The 19,252-nt window shown below is 72.9% G+C and carries 17 protein-coding genes; 8 read left to right on the top strand and 9 right to left on the bottom strand.

What is annotated here, in order from left to right:
- Positions 1 to 208: 208 nt before the first annotated feature.
- Together OG361_RS35525 and OG361_RS35520 are read right to left on the bottom strand one after the other, a co-directional pair.
- Positions 209 to 379 (bottom strand): hypothetical protein, encoded by a 171-nt coding sequence (locus OG361_RS35525; RefSeq protein ID WP_405860214.1) that lies wholly within the window; start codon positions 377 to 379, stop codon positions 209 to 211.
- Positions 380 to 456: 77 nt separating this feature from the next.
- Positions 457 to 1,287 carry a TIGR02452 family protein gene (locus OG361_RS35520; protein WP_405860212.1) on the bottom strand — a complete coding sequence of 277 codons (831 nt, stop codon included), beginning with the start codon at positions 1,285 to 1,287 and terminating at the stop codon, positions 457 to 459.
- 233 nt (positions 1,288 to 1,520) lie between these two features.
- On the opposite strand from OG361_RS35520, the gene egtA reads away from it, so the two are divergent.
- The 4 genes from egtA to egtD are packed head-to-tail and all read left to right on the top strand — an operon-like array spanning position 1,521 to position 5,816.
- Complete coding sequence (egtA, locus tag OG361_RS35515; protein WP_405860210.1) at positions 1,521 to 2,780, top strand: ergothioneine biosynthesis glutamate--cysteine ligase EgtA; 1,260 nt, start codon at positions 1,521 to 1,523, stop codon at positions 2,778 to 2,780.
- A complete protein-coding gene (egtB, locus tag OG361_RS35510; RefSeq protein WP_405860208.1) occupies positions 2,777 to 4,102 on the top strand; it encodes an ergothioneine biosynthesis protein EgtB in 1,326 nt (441 codons plus the stop codon). The genes egtA and egtB overlap by 4 nt, the downstream gene beginning before the upstream one ends.
- The gene (gene egtC, locus OG361_RS35505; RefSeq protein ID WP_405860206.1) at positions 4,102 to 4,854 is read left to right on the top strand and encodes an ergothioneine biosynthesis protein EgtC; all 753 of its coding nucleotides are present in this window, start codon (positions 4,102 to 4,104) and stop codon (positions 4,852 to 4,854) included. Before egtB ends, egtC begins: the two co-directional genes overlap by 1 nt.
- Positions 4,851 to 5,816, top strand: a complete 966-nt coding sequence (gene egtD, locus OG361_RS35500) for an L-histidine N(alpha)-methyltransferase (RefSeq protein ID WP_405860204.1) — start codon at positions 4,851 to 4,853, stop codon at positions 5,814 to 5,816. The genes egtC and egtD overlap by 4 nt, the downstream gene beginning before the upstream one ends.
- Here egtD and OG361_RS35495 read toward each other — a convergent pair.
- The 3 genes from OG361_RS35495 to OG361_RS35485 form a co-directional block, all read right to left on the bottom strand.
- Positions 5,711 to 6,682, bottom strand: a complete 972-nt coding sequence (locus OG361_RS35495) for a lysophospholipid acyltransferase family protein (RefSeq protein ID WP_405860202.1) — start codon at positions 6,680 to 6,682, stop codon at positions 5,711 to 5,713. The genes egtD and OG361_RS35495 overlap by 106 nt on opposite strands.
- Positions 6,679 to 7,557 carry a GNAT family N-acetyltransferase gene (locus OG361_RS35490; protein ID WP_405860200.1) on the bottom strand — a complete coding sequence of 293 codons (879 nt, stop codon included), beginning with the start codon at positions 7,555 to 7,557 and terminating at the stop codon, positions 6,679 to 6,681. The genes OG361_RS35495 and OG361_RS35490 overlap by 4 nt, the downstream gene beginning before the upstream one ends.
- Before the next feature lie 138 nt (positions 7,558 to 7,695).
- On the bottom strand, positions 7,696 to 8,943 hold the full coding sequence (locus OG361_RS35485; protein WP_405860198.1) for an extracellular solute-binding protein: 1,248 nt from the start codon (positions 8,941 to 8,943) through the stop codon (positions 7,696 to 7,698).
- 288 nt (positions 8,944 to 9,231) lie between these two features.
- On the opposite strand from OG361_RS35485, the gene OG361_RS35480 reads away from it, so the two are divergent.
- A complete protein-coding gene (locus OG361_RS35480) occupies positions 9,232 to 9,447 on the top strand; it encodes a dodecin (protein ID WP_384575853.1) in 216 nt (71 codons plus the stop codon).
- A 116-nt stretch (positions 9,448 to 9,563) separates the two neighbouring features.
- On the opposite strand, the gene OG361_RS35475 is transcribed toward OG361_RS35480, so the two are convergent.
- The gene (locus OG361_RS35475) at positions 9,564 to 10,052 is read right to left on the bottom strand and encodes a hypothetical protein (RefSeq protein WP_405860196.1); all 489 of its coding nucleotides are present in this window, start codon (positions 10,050 to 10,052) and stop codon (positions 9,564 to 9,566) included.
- A 79-nt stretch (positions 10,053 to 10,131) separates the two neighbouring features.
- On the opposite strand from OG361_RS35475, the gene OG361_RS35470 reads away from it, so the two are divergent.
- Genes OG361_RS35470 through OG361_RS35460 form a run of 3 tightly spaced genes read left to right on the top strand, consistent with a single transcriptional unit; the run spans position 10,132 to position 15,801 of the window.
- A complete protein-coding gene (locus OG361_RS35470; protein ID WP_405860194.1) occupies positions 10,132 to 11,205 on the top strand; it encodes an LLM class flavin-dependent oxidoreductase in 1,074 nt (357 codons plus the stop codon).
- A 9-nt stretch (positions 11,206 to 11,214) separates the two neighbouring features.
- Positions 11,215 to 13,566: an ATP-binding cassette domain-containing protein gene (locus OG361_RS35465; protein WP_405860193.1), complete on the top strand. Its 2,352-nt coding sequence runs from the start codon at positions 11,215 to 11,217 to the stop codon at positions 13,564 to 13,566.
- Positions 13,567 to 13,608: 42 nt separating this feature from the next.
- Positions 13,609 to 15,801 (top strand): protein kinase domain-containing protein, encoded by a 2,193-nt coding sequence (locus OG361_RS35460; protein ID WP_405860191.1) that lies wholly within the window; start codon positions 13,609 to 13,611, stop codon positions 15,799 to 15,801.
- A gap of 7 nt (positions 15,802 to 15,808) precedes the next feature.
- Here OG361_RS35460 and OG361_RS35455 read toward each other — a convergent pair whose 3' ends face one another.
- Genes OG361_RS35455 through OG361_RS35445 form a run of 3 tightly spaced genes read right to left on the bottom strand, consistent with a single transcriptional unit; the run spans position 15,809 to position 19,225 of the window.
- Entirely contained in the window at positions 15,809 to 16,555 is a 747-nt protein-coding gene (locus tag OG361_RS35455; protein WP_405860189.1) for a succinate dehydrogenase/fumarate reductase iron-sulfur subunit, read from the bottom strand.
- Positions 16,552 to 18,498: a fumarate reductase/succinate dehydrogenase flavoprotein subunit gene (locus tag OG361_RS35450; protein ID WP_405860187.1), complete on the bottom strand. Its 1,947-nt coding sequence runs from the start codon at positions 18,496 to 18,498 to the stop codon at positions 16,552 to 16,554. The genes OG361_RS35455 and OG361_RS35450 overlap by 4 nt, the downstream gene beginning before the upstream one ends.
- 1 nt (position 18,499) lies before the next feature.
- Complete coding sequence (locus tag OG361_RS35445; RefSeq protein ID WP_405860185.1) at positions 18,500 to 19,225, bottom strand: succinate dehydrogenase; 726 nt, start codon at positions 19,223 to 19,225, stop codon at positions 18,500 to 18,502.
- Positions 19,226 to 19,252 lie beyond the last annotated feature (27 nt).

Raw genomic sequence — 19,252 nt, 5'->3', positions numbered from 1 at the left:
CCTGGCCTCGGGGCGTCAGGGTGTCAGGGTGTCAGGGGCCCCGGTGGCCTGGCCTTGCCTGGCCTGAGTGGCTCACCGGCCCGAGCGGGCTCAGTGGGCCGAGCTTGCAGGCTCAGTGGGCCGACAAGGCCGTGGCCCGAGCGTGCGGGCTCAGTGGCCCGACAGGGCTCAGTGGCCCGAGCGTGCGGGCTCAGTGGCCTGAGTGGCCTCAGTTGTGGCCGAACTTCCGTTCCTTGCGATGGGCCGAGTGCTCCACGACGGGCATCTGTGGCTCTCTCGTGGGTGTCGCCGCGCTCTTCTCCTTCGCGGCCGCCTCGGTGCGTTGCTCGTGGCCGCCGGTACGGGCGCCTCGGTTGGTCCGGGTCTGTTTCTTGCCCACGATCGTGCCTCCCGTGACGGGTTTCGGACGGTGGTCCGTATCCCCTCAGCCTCGCACGGAGGAACGAAAGCCGCATGTCAGACAGGTCTGTCGAAGACCCGGGCGAAGGCGGCGAGCGTCGGCGTACCGGAGGAGCGGTCGAGGACGGCGAAGACGATCTCCTCGAAGTGGCCGGCGAACCGTCCGTCCCCCGTGAGCAGCGCCTTGAAGGCGCCCGCGACCTCCGCCGGGTCGTTCTGGAAGACCCCGCAGCCCCAGGCTCCGAGCACGAGCCGCCGGTAGCCGGCCGCTGCCGCCGTCTCCAGGACCCGTTCGGCGCGGGCGGCCAGGGCGGCGGGCAACCGGTCGGCGAGCTCGGGGGTGCGGCGCCGGACGACGCCCGCGTTGGGCGCTGGCGAGGTGAGGAAGCCGACCGTGAACGGCTCGGCGAGCAGCGCGCCGCGCTCGTCGCGGAAGACCGGGACCCGGGGCGAGTGGATGACCCGGTCGGTGTAGAAGGCGTCCCTTTCCGCACGATGGCAGGCGTAGTAGTCGGGGGCGCGCAGCAGCGTGGCGTGGAGGGCCGAGGCTCGGCAGAGCGCCTCCTCCTGGGCCTGGGCGCCGTTGAGGTAGCCGCCGCCGGGGTTGCGGGCGGAGGCGAAGTTCAGGACGGCGACCGGGCGGGCCGGGTCGGCCGAGGTCATCCGGCGGGCGGCGGCGAGGCTGCTCTCCCCGGTGACGGCGAGGGTGGGGGTGCGGTCGGTGTCGGGTGTGACGGGGACCGGGTCGGGTCCGTGGAGGCGGGTTCCGGCCAGGGCGGCGGTCAGGTCCTCGGCGAGGGAGACGGTCCGGCCGTCGGGGGCCCGGTACTCACCCGCGGCCACGATCTCCTCGGTCCGCCGAGCGATCTCGCGCAGTCGTGCACTCATGGACGCCAGCATGATCGTTTCGTCCCGCCGTGGACAACGGGATTTTCCGGGGTTTCCGGCGGGCGCGGGAGCGCCCGCCGGGCGGGGGAGTTTCGGACGGACGGGGGCACAGGGGGCGCGTGCGGCTCCTCAGGGGCGCTCTTGCACGCCGGTCGGCGGTGGCTTTAGGTGGAAGCAGCGGCTCTCCGGGACCACTCCCCGAGGGCCCGTCCGGCCGATCAGGAGGTGCACGGATGCCAGAGAGCGGCACACTGCGTGGCGGCCCCCCACTCACCGAGGCGGAGGCGGAGGACCTGCTGCGATGTATCTGCTTCAAGACCGGTCCGCCCCGCACGGTGGGGGCGGAGCTGGAATGGCTCGTCCACGACCTGCGTGACCCCCGCGTGCCCGTACGTCCGCCGAGGCTCGCCGCGGCGCTCGACACCGTACGGTCCCTGCCGCTGGTGTCCGCCCTGACCTTCGAACCGGGCGGGCAGCTGGAGCTCAGTTCGCGTCCGGCCGGCTCCCTCATGGAGTGCCTCGACTCGCTCGCCGCCGATCTGCGCGCGGTGCGGGAGGCGCTCGGCCCCCTCGGGCTCACCCTCAGCGGATACGGGGTGGACCCCTGGCACGCGCCGCGCGGCCGGGTGCTCCGCGAGCCGCGGTACGACGCCATGGAGATCGCCCTCGACCGCACGGGGCCCTCCGGCCGGGCGATGATGTGCGAATCGGCATCGGTGCAGGTCTGTCTCGACGCGGGGCTCGACGAGCCGGGGCCGCTCGGCTACCACCGGCGCTGGCAGCTCGCCCATCTCCTCGGCGCGGTCCTCGTGGCCGTCTTCGCCAACTCCCCGCTGCACGGCGGACGCCGGACCGGCTGGCGCTCGACGCGGCAGGCGCTGTGGACGGATCTCGACCCCCGGCGGGCCCTCGCGCCCCGACCGGACGGGAGACCGCGCGAGGAGTGGGCCGCGCACGTCCTGGACACCCCGGTGCTGTGCGTACGGGCCGACGAGGGACCGTGGGACGTGCCGGAGGGGCTGACCTTCCGCGAGTGGCTGCGCACCGGCCTCCCCCGCCCCGCCGACCTGGACGATCTGCGCTACCACCTGACGACGCTCTTCCCGCCGGTACGGCCGCGCGGCCATCTGGAGCTGCGCATGATCGACGCGCAACCGGGCCTGGACGGCTGGATGGTGCCGGTGGCCGTGACGACGGCGGTGTTCGAGGACGCGGCGGCTGCGGAGACCGTGTACCGGGCGGTGAAGCCCCTTGCTGAGCAGGCCGGTTCGGCGCAGGCACCGCGCAATCCGCTGTGGCTCTCGGCGGCGCGGGACGGCCTCGCCGATCCGGAACTGCACGCCGCCGCCCGCACGGTCTTCTCGGCGGCCCTTGAGGCGCTGCCCCGGATCGGGGCGAGCGGGGAGGTGCGGCAGGCGGTCGCCGCCTTCCAGGAGCGGTACGTGATCCCCGGGAGCTGCCCGGCCGACGAGCTTCAGGTGGTGACGTCATGACCGGAACCGCGAGGGAGGCCGATCCGGAGGCGCTGCGCGGGCGGGCCGTGGACGCCCTGACCGTCGCCCGGGAGCGCACCGCCCTGCTCACCTCCTGCGTCAAGGACGGTGAACTCACCGCCCAGCACTCGCCCTTGATGTCGCCGCTGGTCTGGGACCTGGCGCACATCGGCAACCAGGAGGAGCAGTGGCTGTGGCGGGCCGTCGCGGGGCGGGACGCGCTGCGCCCGGAGATCGACTCCATATACGACGCCTTCGAGCATCCGCGCGCCAGCCGCCCGTCGCTGCCGCTGCTCGCGCCGGGCGAGGCCCGCGCCTACGCGGCCGACGTACGCCTCCGGGTGCTCGACGTGCTGGAGAGCACCCCGCTGGAGGGTCGGCCGCTGCTCGACGACGGTTTCGCCTTCGGGATGATCGCCCAGCACGAACAGCAGCACGACGAGACCATGCTGATCACCCATCAGCTGCGCCGGGGCCCCGCGGCGCTGACCGCTCCCCCGCCGCCGGCCGTGCGGTCCGGTCCGCTGCCGCCCGAAGTGCTCGTCCCCGGCGGGCCGTTCACCATGGGCACCTCGGACGAGCCGTGGGCCCTCGACAACGAACGGCCGGCCCACGCCCGGATCGTTCCGGCCTTCTTCGTCGACACCGCCCCCGTCACGAACGGCGCCTATCTGGCCTTCATGGCGGACGGCGGTTACACGGACCGGCGCTGGTGGCGGCCCGAGGGCTGGGCCCAGATCCGCGAGCACGGCATCGCGGCGCCGCTCTTCTGGCGCCGGGACGGCGGGCAGTGGCTGCGCCGCCGCTTCGGGGTGACGGAGCCGGTGCCCGAGGACGAGCCCGTGCTGCACGTGAGCTGGTACGAGGCGGACGCCTACGCGCGCTGGGCGGGGCGCAGGCTCCCCACCGAGGCCGAGTGGGAGAAGGCCGCCCGGTACGACCCGGCCACCGGGCGCTCGCGCCGCTACCCGTGGGGGGACGCCGATCCGGGTCCGGAGCACGCGAACCTCGGCCAGCGGCACCTGCGCCCGGCGGCGTCGGGCAGCTACCCGGAGGGCGCCTCGCCGCTCGGGGTCCGGCAGTTGATCGGCGACGTGTGGGAGTGGACGGCGAGCGACTTCCTGCCGTACCCGGGCTTCACCGCCTTCCCCTACAAGGAGTACTCGGAGGTCTTCTTCGGGCCGGAGCACAAGGTGCTGCGCGGCGGCTCGTTCGCGGTCGACCGGGTGGCCTGCCGGGGCACCTTCCGCAACTGGGACCTGCCGGTGCGGCGCCAGATCTTCTCCGGCTTCCGGACGGCGCGGACCGCGGAGCTCGACTGATGTGCCGTCATATCGCCTACGTGGGTGAGCCGGTGGCTCTGGGAGAGCTGCTGGTCGGGCCGGAGCACGCCCTGCTGCGCCAGTCCTGGGATCCGCGTACGCAGAGCAGCGGTGTGGTGAACGCCGACGGCTTCGGGGTGGGCTGGTACGCCGAGGGCGATCCGGTGCCCGCGCGGTACCGGCGGGCGACGCCCATCTGGGGCGACCTCTCCTTCGCGGACCTCGCCCGGGTGGTCCGCTCCCGGGCCCTGCTCGGGGCGGTACGGGGTGCCACGCTGCCCGGCGCCGACGGGGAGGCCGCGGCGGCTCCGTTCGCCGCGGGGCCCTGGCTGTTCAGCCACAACGGCGCCGTCACGGGCTGGCCCGGTTCCCTGGCCGACGCGGCCGGGACGCTGTCCGCCGACGAGCTGCTGCGGTTGGAGGCGCGTACCGACTCGGCGCTGCTGTGGGCGCTCGTGCTGCACCGGCTGCGGGCCGGGGACGCGCCGGCGACCGCCCTCGCCGACACCGTGCGGGAGGCCGCCGCCGCGGCCCCCGGCTCGCGGCTGAACCTGCTGCTCACCGACGGCACCACCGTCACGGCGACGACCTGGGGGAACAGCCTCTGGTACCTGACGGGCCCCGACCGCGTGGTCGTGGCCTCCGAACCGTACGACGACGATCCGCTGTGGCGGGAAGTGCCCGAGCACACGCTCGTGACCGCCGGCCGCAGCGATGTCACCCTCTCCCCGCTCAAGGAGCCCTCCGCGTGAGCCCGTTCCAGCTGACCCGCACCCTCGCCCCGGACGCCGCCGGCGCCGATCTGCGCACCGACGTCCTCCACGGGCTGACCCGCTCCCCCAAGGCGCTGCCGCCGAAGTGGTTCTACGACGCCCGGGGCAGCGAGCTCTTCGAGGAGATCACCCGGCTGCCCGAGTACTACCCGACCCGGGCGGAGCGGGAGATCCTGATCGCGCGGGCGCCGGAGATCGCCGCCGCCACCGGGGCCCGGACCCTGGTCGAGCTGGGTTCGGGTTCCTCCGAGAAGACCCGGTTCCTGATCGACGCGCTCCTTCCCGGTCTCGACAGCTACGTGCCCGTGGACGTGAGCGAGACCGCGCTGACCGGGGCGGCCGAGTCGCTGCTCGCGGAGCGACCCGAGCTGAGGGTGCACGCGCTGGTCGCCGACTTCACCCGGGGGCTCGCGCTGCCGGGGACGCCCGGTCCGCGTCTGGTGGCGTTCCTCGGGGGGACGATCGGCAATCTGCTCCCTTCCGAGCGGCGGACGTTCCTGAGCTCGGTCCGGGCGATGCTCACCCCGGGCGACGCCCTGCTGCTCGGTACGGACCTGGTGAAGGACGAGGCGACGCTCGTGGCCGCCTACGACGACGCGGCCGGGGTGACGGCGGCGTTCAACAAGAACGTGCTGTCGGTGATCGACCGGGAGCTGGGCGCCGACGCGGATCCGGACGCCTTCGACCACGTCGCGGTCTGGGACCACGAGCGCGAGTGGATCGAGATGCGGCTGCGCGCCCGGTACCCGCTCACGGTGAAGATCCCGGACCTGGACCTCGTGGTGCCCTTCGCGGCGGGCGAGGAGGTACGGACCGAGGTGTCGGCGAAGTTCCGTCAGGCGGGCGTACGGGAGGAACTGGCGGAGGCGGGTCTCGACCTGTCCCGGTGGTGGACCGATGAGAAGGGCAGGTTCGCGCTGTCGTTGGCGACGGCCCGCTGAGGGAAGACGGCGCGCTGGGGAGCGACGGCCCGCTGAGGGGCCACAGCCTGCTGAGGGGCGACGGCCCGCTGGGCCGCGGCTGCCAGAGACCTTCGGTCCGGGAACCGTGTACCGGATATCGGGGTGAGCGTGCGGACCTCGGCGGTGAGCCGGCGGGTGGTGACGATCCGCCACAGGGAGGCACCCAGCGGGTCGTCCCCGACGTACGCGGCGGCGCCGGTGGGCCGGTAGTCGATCCGTACGGGCTGGACGTCGGCGCCGCTGTCCAGCGCCGCCTGGAACGCGGCCGGCCGGAAGCGGCCCCCCGCGCGTCCGCACCAGGTCGAGCCCTCGGGGAAGACGACCACCCGGCCGCCGGCCGCGAGGACCCCGGCCATCGCGCTCACGCTGCCGGGCAGGGCCCGCAGCCGGTCCCGGTCGATGAAGAGGGTCCCGCCGAGCGCGGCGATCGTGCCGAGGACCGGCCAGTGGCGGACCTCCGCCTTGGCGACCATCCGGCCGGGCAGGACGGCCGCGAGGAGTGGGATGTCCAGCCAGGAGACGTGGTTGGCGACGACGAGGAGCGGACCGGCGGCCGGTACGGCGGTCCCCTCGAACCGGACGCGTACGCCGAAGGCCCGGACCACCGCCCGTACCCAGAAGCGGACGAGGGCCGCCCGGACCGGAGGCCGCAGGAGTCCGGCGGCCGGGGCGAGCAGGATGCCGAGGAGGACGGTGCCGATTCCGGCGGCCAGGCGCACCGCGGCCAGGGCGGCGCCGGCCGCGGGGGCCGCGTGGTCGGTGCCGGAATCCGGATGGGCGGCGCAGCGGCCGGGGGTGCAGGGCGCCGTGGGGAGCCACGGCGAGGGTGCCGTGGTCCCGTTCACCGGGCCGGGGCGAGCGAGAGGAAGTGCTTGAGGTAGCGCGGGTTGGTGCGGCGCAGCGAGAGCAGGACGTAGAGGTCGGCGACGCCGAAGTCGGGGTCGTGGGCGGGGGCGCCGCACACCCAGGCACCGAGCCTGAGGTAGCCGCGGAGCAGCGGCGGGAGTTCGGTGCGCCCTTCGGGACGGGCGATGCCTTCGGGGCTCCACAGGCGGTGCGGGGTGACCCAGTACTCCTCGGGGGCGAGGTGCTTGGCCCTGACGGTGTCCCAGGTGGTGGCGGCGAGCGTGCCGCCGTCGGCGAGGGGGACCGAGCAGCAGCCGGCGAGCCAGTTGTGGCCGGTCCGGGTCATGTAGCGGGCGAGGCCGGCCCAGATGAGGGAGATGACGGCGCCGTTGCGGTGGGCGGGGTGGACGCAGGAGCGGCCGACCTCCACGAGGTCGTGCCGGACGGGGGCGAGCCGGGTGAGGTCGAACTCGCTCTCGGAGTAGAGCCGCCCCGCGACGGCCGCCCGCTCGGGCGGCAGCAGGCGGTAGGTGCCGACGATCTCGCCGGTGGTCTCCTCCCGGACGAGGAGGTGGTCGCAGTAGGCGTCGAAGGCGTCGGAGTCGAGACCGGGCTCGGGGCCGTCGAGCCGGGCGCCCAGCTCGCCGGCGAAGACCTGGTGGCGCAGCCGCTGGGCGGCGCGTACGTCCTCCTGGTCACGGGCGAGACCGACGACGTACCGGGGCGTGGGCTGCTCGGCACGGGCCTGCGGCTGGGCGGGGACGGCCTGGATCGCGGGGGAGACGGCCTGGATCGCGGCGGAGACGGTGGGGGTCCCGGCGGGGAAGGCCTGGGTCGCGGCGGGGACGGCGAGCGTGGGCGACGGTGCGGTCATGTCGGGCTCCTCCGGCGGACGGAAGGGGAAGGGGCGGGGCCGGACCGCGTGAGCGGTGGCCCTGCTCCTTACTTCTTCCGTCACCGGCTGGATTCGACATGACCGTCCGGGGGCTCGCGGATGTGCGAACGCTGAATGCTATTCGGCGAGCGTGTCCGTGATCTCGGCCGAGGCCTTCCTGGCGGCCTGCGCCGGGTCCTCGCCCTGCAGGACGGCCGTCATGTACGGCTTGATGGGGTTGTCCCCCTCGACGTTCGCCCACTGCGGGGAGTTGGGGGTGGCCCGGCCGCGGGCGGCGGCGGCCGCCATGACGGCGGTGGCCTCCTGCCCCGAGACGACGGAGGCGAGGCCCTTCTTGTTGGGGACGTACCCCATGGTGCGGGCGAGTTCGGTCTGCCACTTCTCGCCGGCGAGCGCCTTGACGACATCGAGGGCGGCGGCGCGCTCCGGGGCGTTCTCCGGGATGATGAGGTCGGAGCCGCCGGTGAAGACGGCGCAGGGCCGGCCGGCCTTCTTGCCGGGTATCGCGAAGTAGCCCAGCTTGTCCTTGAGCTCCGGGTTCGCCTTGAGGATCGGGGCGACGGAGCCGGTCGTGGCGATGAGCTGGGCGACGTCGCCCTTGGCGAAGACGTCGGCCTGCGGCGGATTCTGCTCGTCGGCGTCCTTCGGGCCGCTCCCGAGGGACTGGAGCTCCTTGTAGAAGGCCATGCCGCGCAGGGCCGCCGGGGTGTCGAGGGCGCCGGTCCACTCGCCGCCCTTGTCGACGGCGAGCTCGCCGCCCTCGTCCCAGATGAAGCCGGAGAGCGTGTACCAGTCCTGGCCGGCGAGGTAGATGCCCTGGGAGCCGCCGCGGTTGAGCTTCTCGGTGTCGGCGAGCCATTCGGCGCGGGTGGCCGGCGGCTTGTCGATCCCGGCGTCCCGGAAGAGGTCCTTGTTGTAGATCACGATGCGGTTGGCCGCGTACCAGGGAATGCCGTACTGGGATCCGCCGATGCTGCCCGGCTGGGCGAGACCGGGCAGCCAGTCCTCGCTGCCGAGGTCGCGGACGGACTCCAGGGTGAGGTCGTAGAGCTTCTCGGTGTCGGCGTACTGGGCGACCTGGGTGTTGCCGACCTCGATGACGTCGGGGCCGCCGCCGCCCTGGATGGCCTCGGTGACCTTCTTCCCGATGCCGGTCCAGTCCTGGATGGTGACCTTGAGCTCGACGCCGTCGTGCTCCTGCTCGTAGGCCTCCGTGAAGCGCGTGAGGAAGTCCTCGCCGGCGCTGTCCCGCATGAGCCAGATGTTCACGGTCTTCGTCTGGCCCCCGCCCGGCAGCATCCCGCACCCGGCGAGGGCGAGCGCGGTGGCGGCTGCCAAGGGGCAGGCGAGATGGCGGTTCTTCACGTAGGTCACCTTCTGCGGTTCTGCACAGGTTCGTGCGGCATTGGGGGCTGACCCGACGTGGGGGGACGAACGGGGTGTTCGCGCGGGTATGTGGCCTGGATTCTGGTCTGGACCAACGAAGTGGTCAAGTCCTTGACCATCTCGTTTCAGCCGTCGGACAGTCGCCGGACAGCCGCCCCGGACCCTTACCCTCGGTAATCGACCGCACTTCGTACGGAGTCCGTCCTGTCGCGCGCCGCCGGACCCTGGGGCACGGTGGAGGGACGCACCGAGAGGAGTTCGGCCCCCATGTCGAATCACACCTACCGCGTCACCGAGATCGTCGGGACCTCCACCGAGGGCGTCGACGAAGCCATCCGCAACGGCATCAAGCGCGCCTCGCAGACACTGAGGGGCCTCGACTGGTTCGAGGTCACCCAGGTCCGCGGTCATATCGTCGACGGCGCGATCGAGCACTACCAGGTCGGGCTGAAGGTCGGTTTCCGCCTGGAGGACGAGACCTGACCGAGGGCGGCCGGAACCAGGACCGGGGCAGAGACCGGGGCCGGGGCCGAAGCCGGGCTCCGGCCCGGGACCACGCCGCCATCAGGTAGGGCTCCGGCCCGGGATCCGGTCCGGGATCAGGTCCTGCCCTCCTTCTCCTGGGCGTCCGTCAGCTCCTCCGACAGGACCGCCCACCCGGCGCGCACGACGCGGAACCCGGCCGCCTCCGCCGCGTCGCACACCAGCACGTCGTCGTCGACGAGCATCCGGACCTCGCGGTCGGCGGCCAGCCGTCGCAGGACCTCCACCTTGGTCACCCGGGCCGGCCGGAAGTCGCGGTTGCTCCGCATGTGGATCCGCCCCTCCGGCAGGCCCTGCGCCGCCAGCCAGGCCACGGTCGCCCGGCGGCACCGCTCCGGCCGCCCGGTCAGGTAGACCACCTCGCACTCCTCGGCAGCCTTCCGGCACAGCGTGACGCCCTCCTCCAGCGGGGGATCGTCGGGCGCCGCCGCGAAGAATCCGTCCCAGTCGCGGGGCCGCCCCTCCAGGAAGTGCTGGCGGTGGGCGGTCGCGGAGAGGGTGTTGTCCAGGTCGAAGACGGCCAGCGGCCGGTTGTCGCGTGTCACGGGCCCAGCGTAGGAGCCGGGGCACTCCCCCGTACCTCCGGCGCGGGAATCCCTCCGCGCCCCGGACGTTGGACCGTAGGTGAGCACCTTCCTCGACGGCATCCGATTCTCCGTCCTCGACCGCTCCCGCACCCGGCAGGGCGAGGACGCCCCGCAGGCCCTGCGCGACACCGTGCGGCTCGCCCGGGAGGCGGAGGCCCTCGGCTACCACCGCTTCTGGGTGTCGGAGCACCACAGCGTGCCGGGGGTCGCCGGCTCCGCCCCGACGGTGCTCGCCGCCGCCGTGGCCGCCTCGACCTCGACCGTACGGGTCGGCACGGGCGGGGTGATGCTGCCCAATCACCAGCCGCTCGTCGTGGCCGAGCAGTTCGGCGTACTGGAGTCCCTCTTCCCCGGCCGGATCGACATGGGCGTCGGCCGCTCGGTCGGCTTCACGGACGGCATCCGGCGGGCGCTCGGCCGCGACAAGGACGACGCCGAGCGGTTCGGGGAGCAGCTGACCGAGCTCCTCGGCTGGTTCACCGGCGCGCAGACGGCTCATCCGCAGGTGCACGCCCGGCCCGCCGAGGGTCTGCGGGTGCCGCCCTTCGTCCTCGCGACGGGTGAGGGCGCGGGGATCGCGGCGGCGGCCGGCCTGCCGCTGGTCATCGGTGACCTGCGGGGCCGGGACCGGGTGCTCGCCGCCGTCGACGCGTACCGCTCCGCCTTCCGCCCTTCCCCGTGGGCCGAGGAGCCGTACGTGGTCATGGCCGGGACGGTCGTGGTGGCCGCGAGCGAGGAGGAGGCCCGGCGGCTGCTGATGCCGGAGGCCTGGTCTCTCGCGTACTCCCGCACCCGGGGCGAGTTCCCGCCGCTCGCGTCGCCCGAGCGGATCGAGGGGCTGACGCCGACGATGACGGAGAAGCAGCGCGGCTTCTACGAGGCGGGGCTGCGCGGCCATGTGCACGGCACGGAGGAGCAGGTGGCCGACGCCCTGGAGCGGGCGGTGAAGGAGACGGGCGCCCAGGAGGTGCTGGTGACGACGAGCACGTACGACCGGGCGGCGCTCAGCGACTCGTACCGCGGGCTGGCCCGCGCCGTCGGGCTCACCCCGCCGCCCGTCGCTGCCACCCCGGCCGGGGCCCGACCGGGGCAAACAGGGAGCAGTAGCTAATATCGACCCATGCACGACAACCCCCACGATCCGTACGTCCGTGTCCGCGGCGCCCGCGAGCACAACCTCGCCGGGGTCGACGTCGACATCCCCCGCGACGCACTCGTCGCCTTCACCGGGGTCTCCGGCTCCGGCAAGTCGTCCCTCGCCTTCGGGACGATCTACGCGGAGGCGCAGCGGCGCTACTTCGAGTCGGTCGCGCCGTACGCGCGGCGGCTGATCCACCAGGTGGGGGCACCCGCGGTGGGCGAGATCACCGGGCTGCCGCCGGCGGTCTCCCTGGAGCAGCGGAGGTCCTCGCCGAACGCCCGCTCCTCCGTCGGTACGGTGACCACGCTCTCCAACTCCCTGCGGATGCTGTTCTCACGGGCCGGGCGCTATCCGGAGGGGGCGCGGCGGCTGGACTCCGACGCCTTCTCCCCCAACACGGCGGCGGGCGCGTGCCCTTCGTGCCACGGCATCGGGCGGATCCACGAGACGAGCGAGAAGCTCCTCGTCCCTGACCGCGATCTGTCGATCCGTCAGGGGGCCATCGCGGCCTGGCCCGGAGCCTGGCAGGGGAAGAACCTGCGGGACGTCCTGGACACCCTCGGCTACGACGTCGACCGGCCGTGGCGCGAGCTGGACGCGAAGGACCGGGAGTGGATCCTCTTCACCGACGAGCAGCCGGTGGTCACGGTGCATCCGGTACGGGACGCGGGGCGCATCCAACGGCCCTACCAGGGCACGTACATGAGTGCGCGACGGTACGTCCTGCACACCTACGCGGACTCGAAGAGCACGACGCTGCGGGCGAAGGCGGAGCGTTTCCTGACCAGTGCGCCCTGCCCGGTGTGCGAGGGCAGCCGGCTGCGCCCGGAGGCGCTCGCGGTCACCTTCGCGGGACGGACGATCGCCGAGCTGGCCGCGCTGCCGCTGACGGTCCTCGCCGGCCTCCTCGCGGCGACGCCGCCGGCGGAGGGCGCCGAGACGGCCCGCGTGCTCACCGAGGACCTCGTCGCCCGGATCTCCACCGTCACCGAACTCGGCCTCGGCTACCTCAGCCTGGACCGCGCCACCCCCACCCTCTCCAACGGCGAGCTCCAGCGGCTGCGGCTCGCCACCCAGCTGCGCTCGGGTCTCTTCGGTGTCGTGTACGTCCTCGACGAGCCGTCCGCCGGTCTGCACCCGGCCGACACCGAGGCGCTCCTCGTGGTCCTCGACCGGCTGAAGGCCGCGGGGAACTCGGTCTTCGTCGTCGAGCACCACCTCGACGTCGTGCGCCACGCCGACTGGCTCGTGGACGTCGGGCCGCGCGCCGGGGTGCACGGCGGGCGCGTCCTGCACAGCGGACCGCCGGAGGAGCTGGCCGCCGTCGAGGCGTCCGCGACCCGGCGCTTCCTCTTCGACCGGGACCCGGCGCCCGCGCGGACCGTACGCGCACCGGCGGGTTGGCTGCGTACGGGGCCGGTGACCAGGCACAATCTGCGGGCGGTGGACGCGGCCTTCCCGGTCGGCGTCCTCACCGCCGTCACGGGCGTCTCGGGCTCGGGGAAGTCGACCCTCGTCGGCGCGCTCACCGAGGAACTCTCCGGGGTGGGACGGATGGTGACGGTCGACCAACGGCCCATCGGCAGGACACCGCGTTCCAACCTCGCCACGTACACAGGCTTGTTCGACGTCGTGCGGAAGCTGTTCACGGAGACCGAGGAGGCGAAGGCGCGTGGCTACAAGGCGGGGCGCTTCTCCTTCAACGTCTCCGGAGGGCGCTGCGAAACCTGCCAGGGCGAGGGCTTCGTGTCGGTGGAGCTCCTCTTCCTGCCGAGCACGTACGCCCCGTGTCCCCACTGCCACGGCGCCCGCTACAACCCCGAGACGCTCCAGGTGCGGCTCCGTGGCCTGACCATCGCCGAAGTCCTCGACCTCACCGTCGAGTCCGCGGCGGAGTTCTTCGAGGACACCCCCGCCGCGGCCCGGAGTCTGCGCACCCTGCTCGACGTGGGCCTCGGCTATCTGCGGCTCGGGCAGCCGGCCACGGAGCTGTCCGGCGGCGAGGCGCAGCGCGTCAAACTCGCCTCCGAGCTCCAGCGGCCGCACCGCTCCCCCACGCTGTACGTGCTGGACGAGCCGACGACGGGTCTGCACCCGGCCGATGTCGAGGTCCTGATGCGCCAGTTGCACGGTCTGGTGGACGCGGGCCACTCCGTGGTCGTCGTCGAGCACGACATGGACGTCGTCGCGACCGCCGACTGGGTGCTCGACCTGGGCCCGGGCGGCGGCGACGAGGGCGGCCGGGTGGTGGCCGCGGGGCCGCCGGCCGAGGTGGCCGCCGCACCCGCGAGCCGGACGGCTCCTTACCTGGCCAGGGCGCTCGGCGGCTGACCCGGTACGCTCTCCCGCACACGGAACGGGGGGGCGGGGAACGTGGCGCTGCGGGACAACGATCCACGGGAGATCGGTGGTTACGCTCTCCTCGACCGGCTGGGCGCGGGAGGCATGGGCACGGTCTTCCTGGCACAGATCGATTCGGGGCGTCCGGTGGCGCTGAAGGTGGTGCACGAACAGTTCGCCGCGGACGCGGAGTTCCGCACCCGCTTCCGCCAGGAGGTCCGGGCGGCCCGCCGGGTCAGCGGTGCCTTCACCGCGCCGGTGGTGGACGCGGATCCCGACGCGGCGCGGCCGTGGATGGCGACGACGTACGTCCCCGGGCGGACGCTCCGATCCCGGGTCGAGTCCGAAGGGCCGCTGTCCGGAGCGGAGTTACGGCTCCTGGCGGTGGGCCTGGTGGAGGCGCTCCGGGACATGCACCAGGTGCGGGTGATCCACCGCGACCTCAAGCCCGACAACGTCCTCCTGACGGAGGACGGTCCCCGGGTCATCGACTTCGGCATCTCCCGGGCGGCCGACCACCAGACGCTGACGGTCACGGGCCGCATCCTGGGCACGCCCCCGTTCATGTCCCCGGAACAGCTCTCCGCCCCGCACCGGGTGACTCCGGCGTCGGACGTGTTCTCACTGGGCGCGGTCCTGGTCTACGCGACGACGGGCCGGGGCCCGTTCGACGCGGGCAGCCCGTTCATGACGGCGTACAACGTGGTCCACGAGCCGCCGGAGGTGGCGGAACTCTCCAGCACGGTACGGGAGATCATCCAGTGGTGCCTGGCGAAGGAGCCGGGGGAACGGCCGGACCCCGCCGGGTTGCTCGATGCCTTCAGGAAGGCCCCGGTGGCGGACTGGGGGCGGCGCCCCGCCGTGCCCTCGGCGGCGGATCCGGAGACCCGACACGCCCGTCGTCTCCGTCCGACCCGGCGCGTGATCCTCGCGTCTGCCGTCGCGCTCGCGGTGCTCGCCGGCGCGGGCTCGTATTTCACGTTCCGCGACCCGGGTCGAGGCGGCGCCGGCATCGATCCGGTCGCCGCGAACCGACCGGGACTCACCGACGCCACCGCCGTCAGCGCCTCAGAGGTGTACCGCCCCGTACTGGGCGGCAACCCCAATGGCTCCTCTTCGTACGGGGACGGCCCCTGGCGACAGCCCTCCACATGGCTGCCCTGGGTGTCCGGCGGGGGCATCGGTCCCTGCGTGTACGAGGTCCGGTCCCTGCTGTGCACCTCCGCATCGGGGGACGGCGTTCGCCAACGCGTGGTGCGCCTCGACGGCGGGAGCGGGACCGAGGTGTGGTCCGTACCGACCGATGTCGTCGGCGACCAGCCGCCGGCCGTGGTCGGCGACACCATGGTCGTGACCGTGGCGGACGGCCTGCGCGGGTTCGACGCGATGACCGGCACCGTGAAGTGGTCCCTTCCCGTGGGGGAGGCGGTGCGCGGCCTCACCGCGGACAGCCGCCGCGTCTACGGCGCCACCAAGTCCGGCACGGTCGTGGCCGCGGATGTCGCGCGCGGCCGCCTCGCCTGGCAACAGCCGGTGGTCACGGAAGGAGGAGTGCTGCCGACGATACGCGTCGCCCACGGCCAGCTGCACGTCCTCCGGTCCCTCGGCAAAGGCAGGTCCGCCGGGTACCGAGTGACGGCCCTGGATACCGTGAGCGGCGTCACCGAGGCCGAGACCCCGCTCTCCGCTCAGTGTTCCGGACGGGACCTGACCGTCTTGGAGACGGACACGGACACGGAGTGGGAGGCGTACGCCGAGCGCCTGACGTACTTCTGCCACCTTCCCGAGCGGGACGGCGAGCCGAGGAGTCTCCTCGTCCAGGACTTCCGGAGCACGACGGGCACGGTGCTCCGGAACGTCACCACGGCCCCGGTCACCGCGACAGCACAAGGTCTGTTCGCCACGCCCTCGGTCACCAGTGCCGGCGGCACCGTCCTCAGAGCCCTCGCCCTTGACGGCCGCCGCCTGTGGGAAACCCCGACCGGCATACAGTGCGGCGCCAACGCGGTGGCACCGGTGGTCACCGGGCAGCGGTTGTATCTGCTCTGCGAGGACCAGGCCGTGGTCGTCGATCTGCGGTCCCACAAGGTGGTGAGCCGCCCCGGTGTCCCGTACGCGTCCATGACCCCGCCGGCGTACAACAGCTACATCGTCGCCGGAGGGCTCTTCTTCGTCCCCACCGAGCAGCGATGGGGGTCCTACGACGCCTACCCCCGCGTCACCTGACCGCCTTCTACCCCCGCACCTTCCTCCGCGCCCGCAGCCACTCCCTGTTCATCGCCGCGATCGACGGCAGCGGGATGCCCTTCGGGCACGCCGTCGCGCACTCGCCCGTCAGCGTGCAGCCGCCGAAGCCCTCCGCGTCCATCTGGGCCACCATGTCGAGGACCCGGGTCTCGCGTTCCGGGGAGCCCTGGGGGAGGACGTTCAGGTGGTTGATCTTGGCGGAGGTGAAGAGCATCGCCGAGCCGTTGGGGCAGGCCGCCACGCACGCCCCGCAGCCGATGCACTCCGCGTGCTCGAAGGCCGAGTCCGCGTCGGCCTTCGGGACGGGGGTCGCGTGGGCCTCGGGGGCCGAGCCCGTGGGGGCGCTGATGTAGCCGCCGGACTGGATGACGCGGTCGAAGGCGGAGCGGTCGACCACCAGGTCCTTGACGACGGGGAAGGCCGCCGCGCGCCACGGCTCGATGTCGATGGTGTCGCCGTCGCGGAAGGAGCGCATGTGGAGCTGGCAGGTGGTGGTGCGCTCCGGGCCGTGGGCGTCGCCGTTGATGACGAGGCTGCACGCGCCGCAGATGCCCTCGCGGCAGTCGTGGTCGAAGGCGACGGGGTCCTCACCGCGCAGGATGAGGTCCTCGTTGAGGGTGTCGAGCATCTCCAGGAACGACATGTCGGCGGAGATGCCGTCGACGTCGTAGGTGGACATGGCGCCGGGGGCGCCGGCGTTCCGCTGGCGCCAGACGCGCAGGGTGAGCCTCATGCGTAGCTCCGCTGGGTGGGGTGGACGTAATCGAAGGTGAGGTCCTCCTTGTGGAGGACGGGGGCAACGCCGGTTCCGCCGAACTCCCAGGCCGCCGCGTACGCGAACTCCTCGTCGCGGCGCGCCGCTTCGCCGTCCGGCGTCTGGGACTCCTCGCGGAAGTGGCCGCCGCAGGACTCGGCCCGGTGGAGCGCGTCGAGGCACATGAGCTCGGCCAGCTCCAGGTAGTCGACGACGCGGTTGGCCTTCTCAAGCGACTGGTTGAACTCCTCTCCGGTTCCGGGGACCTTGACGCGGCGCCAGAACTCCTCCCGGATCAGGGGGATGCGGGCGAGGGCCTTGCGCAGGCCCGCCTCCGTGCGGGCCATTCCGCAGAACTCCCACATGAGTTCGCCGAGTTCGCGGTGGAAGGAGTCGGGGGTGCGGTCGCCGTCCACGGCGAGCAGGAGGCTCAGCCGGTCCTCGGTCTCGGCGAGCACCTCCCGGACCGCCGGGTGCTCGTCGGTCACGGGCTCGGCGTGGGGGTGGCGGGCGAGGTAGTCGTTGATGGTGGACGGGAGGACGAAGTAGCCGTCGGCGAGGCCCTGCATGAGGGCGGAGGCGCCGAGCCGGTTGGCCCCGTGGTCGGAGAAGTTGGCCTCGCCGATGGCGAAGAGGCCGGGGACGGTGGTCTGGAGGTCGTAGTCGACCCAGAGTCCGCCCATCGTGTAGTGGACGGCGGGGTAGATCCGCATCGGGACCTCGTACGGGTTCTCGGCCGTGATCCGCTCGTACATCTCGAAGAGGTTGCCGTACCTCTCCTCGACGGCCCCGCGGCCGAGCCGCCGGATCGCGTCGGCGAAGTCGAGGTAGACGCCCTGGCCGCCGGGGCCGACGCCGCGCCCTTCGTCGCAGACGTTCTTCGCGGCGCGGGAGGCGATGTCGCGGGGGACGAGGTTGCCGAAGGAGGGGTAGATCCGCTCCAGGTAGTAGTCGCGCTCGTCCTCGGGGATGTCGGCGGCGGGGCGGGTGTCGCCCTTGGCCTTGGGGACCCAGATGCGGCCGTCGTTGCGGAGGGACTCGCTCATCAGGGTCAGCTTGGACTGGTGGTCGCCGGTGCGCGGGATGCAGGTGGGGTGGATCTGGGTGAAGCAGGGGTTGGCGAAGTACGCGCCGCGCCGGTGGGCCCGCCAGACGGCGGTGGCGTTGGAGTTCATCGCGTTGGTGGAGAGGTAGAAGGCGTTGCCGTAGCCGCCGCTGGCGAGGACGACGGCGTCCGCGTAGTGGGTGGAGATCTCGCCCGTGATCAGGTCGCGGGCGACGATGCCGCGGGCCCGCCCGTCGACGACGATCAGGTCGAGCATCTCCGTACGGGCGTGCATCTCGACGGTGCCGGCGGCGATCTGCCGGGACAGCGCCTGGTAGGCGCCGAGCAGCAGCTGCTGGCCGGTCTGGCCGCGGGCGTAGAAGGTGCGGGAGACCTGGACCCCGCCGAAGGAGCGGGTGTCGAGGAGTCCACCGTACTCGCGGGCGAAGGGCACGCCCTGGGCGACGCACTGGTCGATGATCTCGACGGAGATCTGCGCGAGGCGGTGCACGTTGGACTCGCGGGCGCGGAAGTCGCCGCCCTTGACGGTGTCGTAGAAGAGCCGGTGGATCGAGTCGCCGTCGTTGCGGTAGTTCTTGGCGGCGTTGATGCCGCCCTGGGCGGCGATGGAGTGGGCACGGCGCGGGGAGTCCTGGAAGCAGAACTGGACGACGTGGTAGCCCTGTTCGGCGAGGGTCGCGCCGGCGGAACCGCCGGCGAGGCCGGTGCCGACGACGATGACACGGTGCTTGCGGCGGTTGGCGGGGTTGACCAGCTTGGCCTCGAAGCGGCGGGTGTCCCAGCGTTCGGCGACGGGTCCGGCGGGTGCCTTGGTGTCGGCGAGCGGGGCGCCGACGGTGTACTCGGGGTAGCTCATGTCAGTTCACCACTCCGGTCATGACGGCGACGGGTACGGAGACGAAGCCCGCGGTCAGGACGAGCGCGAGGGTGTTGGCCGTGGCCCTGAGGAGGCGCTCACGGCGGGCGGAGCCGACGCCCAGGGTCTGGGCGGCGCTCCAGAAGCCGTGGCGGACGTGGAGGCCGACGGCGAGCATGGCGACGATGTAGATGACGTTGCCGTACCAGGTGGAGAAGGTGTCGACGACGTTCTGGTAGGGCTTGCCCTCCTCGAAGCCGCCGGGGTGGACGGTGCCGGTGGTCAGGTCGAGGATGTGCCAGACGATGAAGAGGGCGAGGATGATCCCGCCCCAGCGCATGGTGCGGGTGGCGTACGAGGCGCGCCTGCGGCGGTGGACGTACGCCGTGGGGCGGGCCTTCAGGTCGCGTCGGCTGAGCTGGTACGCGGAGACGGCGTGGGCGCCGACGGCGGCGAGGAGCACGATCCGGACGAGCCAGAGGGCCCACTCGTGGTGCAGGACGGGGGCGCCCATGACCCGCAGCCAGTGGCCGTAGGCGTTGAACTCCTCGGGGCCGAAGAAGACCTTCAGGTTGCCGGCGACATGGGCGACGAGATAGCCGAGCATGATCAGCCCGCTCACCGCCATGACCGTCTTCTTGCCGAGGGTCGATGACAGGAATCCGCGTGACGGAGTGGGGGACGGCGGGCGGCCCGTCGTCCGGTCCCTCGTGGGTGCCAGAGCCATGCTCACGACGCTAGGGCCGAAGGGCCC

Source organism: Streptomyces sp. NBC_00090, assembly GCF_045160815.1.
Lineage (GTDB): Bacteria > Actinomycetota > Actinomycetes > Streptomycetales > Streptomycetaceae > Streptomyces.
Note: the sequence above shows the minus strand (reverse complement) of the source record. Positions and strands in the feature narration are given on the sequence as shown.

Excerpts from the sequence above, each read along its gene's own strand:
- OG361_RS35450 (WP_405860187.1), bottom strand. The coding sequence starts at position 18,498 with ATGAGCTACCCCGAGTACACCGTCGGCGCCCCGCTCGCCGACACCAAG.
- egtC (WP_405860206.1), top strand. The coding sequence starts at position 4,102 with ATGTGCCGTCATATCGCCTACGTGGGTGAGCCGGTGGCTCTGGGAGAG.
- egtA (WP_405860210.1), top strand. The coding sequence starts at position 1,521 with ATGCCAGAGAGCGGCACACTGCGTGGCGGCCCCCCACTCACCGAGGCG.
- OG361_RS35490 (WP_405860200.1), bottom strand. The coding sequence starts at position 7,557 with ATGACCGCACCGTCGCCCACGCTCGCCGTCCCCGCCGCGACCCAGGCC.
- egtB (WP_405860208.1), top strand. The coding sequence starts at position 2,777 with ATGACCGGAACCGCGAGGGAGGCCGATCCGGAGGCGCTGCGCGGGCGG.
- OG361_RS35455 (WP_405860189.1), bottom strand. The coding sequence starts at position 16,555 with ATGAGGCTCACCCTGCGCGTCTGGCGCCAGCGGAACGCCGGCGCCCCC.
- OG361_RS35520 (WP_405860212.1), bottom strand. The coding sequence starts at position 1,287 with ATGAGTGCACGACTGCGCGAGATCGCTCGGCGGACCGAGGAGATCGTG.
- OG361_RS35480 (WP_384575853.1), top strand. The coding sequence starts at position 9,232 with ATGTCGAATCACACCTACCGCGTCACCGAGATCGTCGGGACCTCCACC.
- OG361_RS35465 (WP_405860193.1), top strand. The coding sequence starts at position 11,215 with ATGCACGACAACCCCCACGATCCGTACGTCCGTGTCCGCGGCGCCCGC.
- OG361_RS35445 (WP_405860185.1), bottom strand. The coding sequence starts at position 19,225 with ATGGCTCTGGCACCCACGAGGGACCGGACGACGGGCCGCCCGCCGTCC.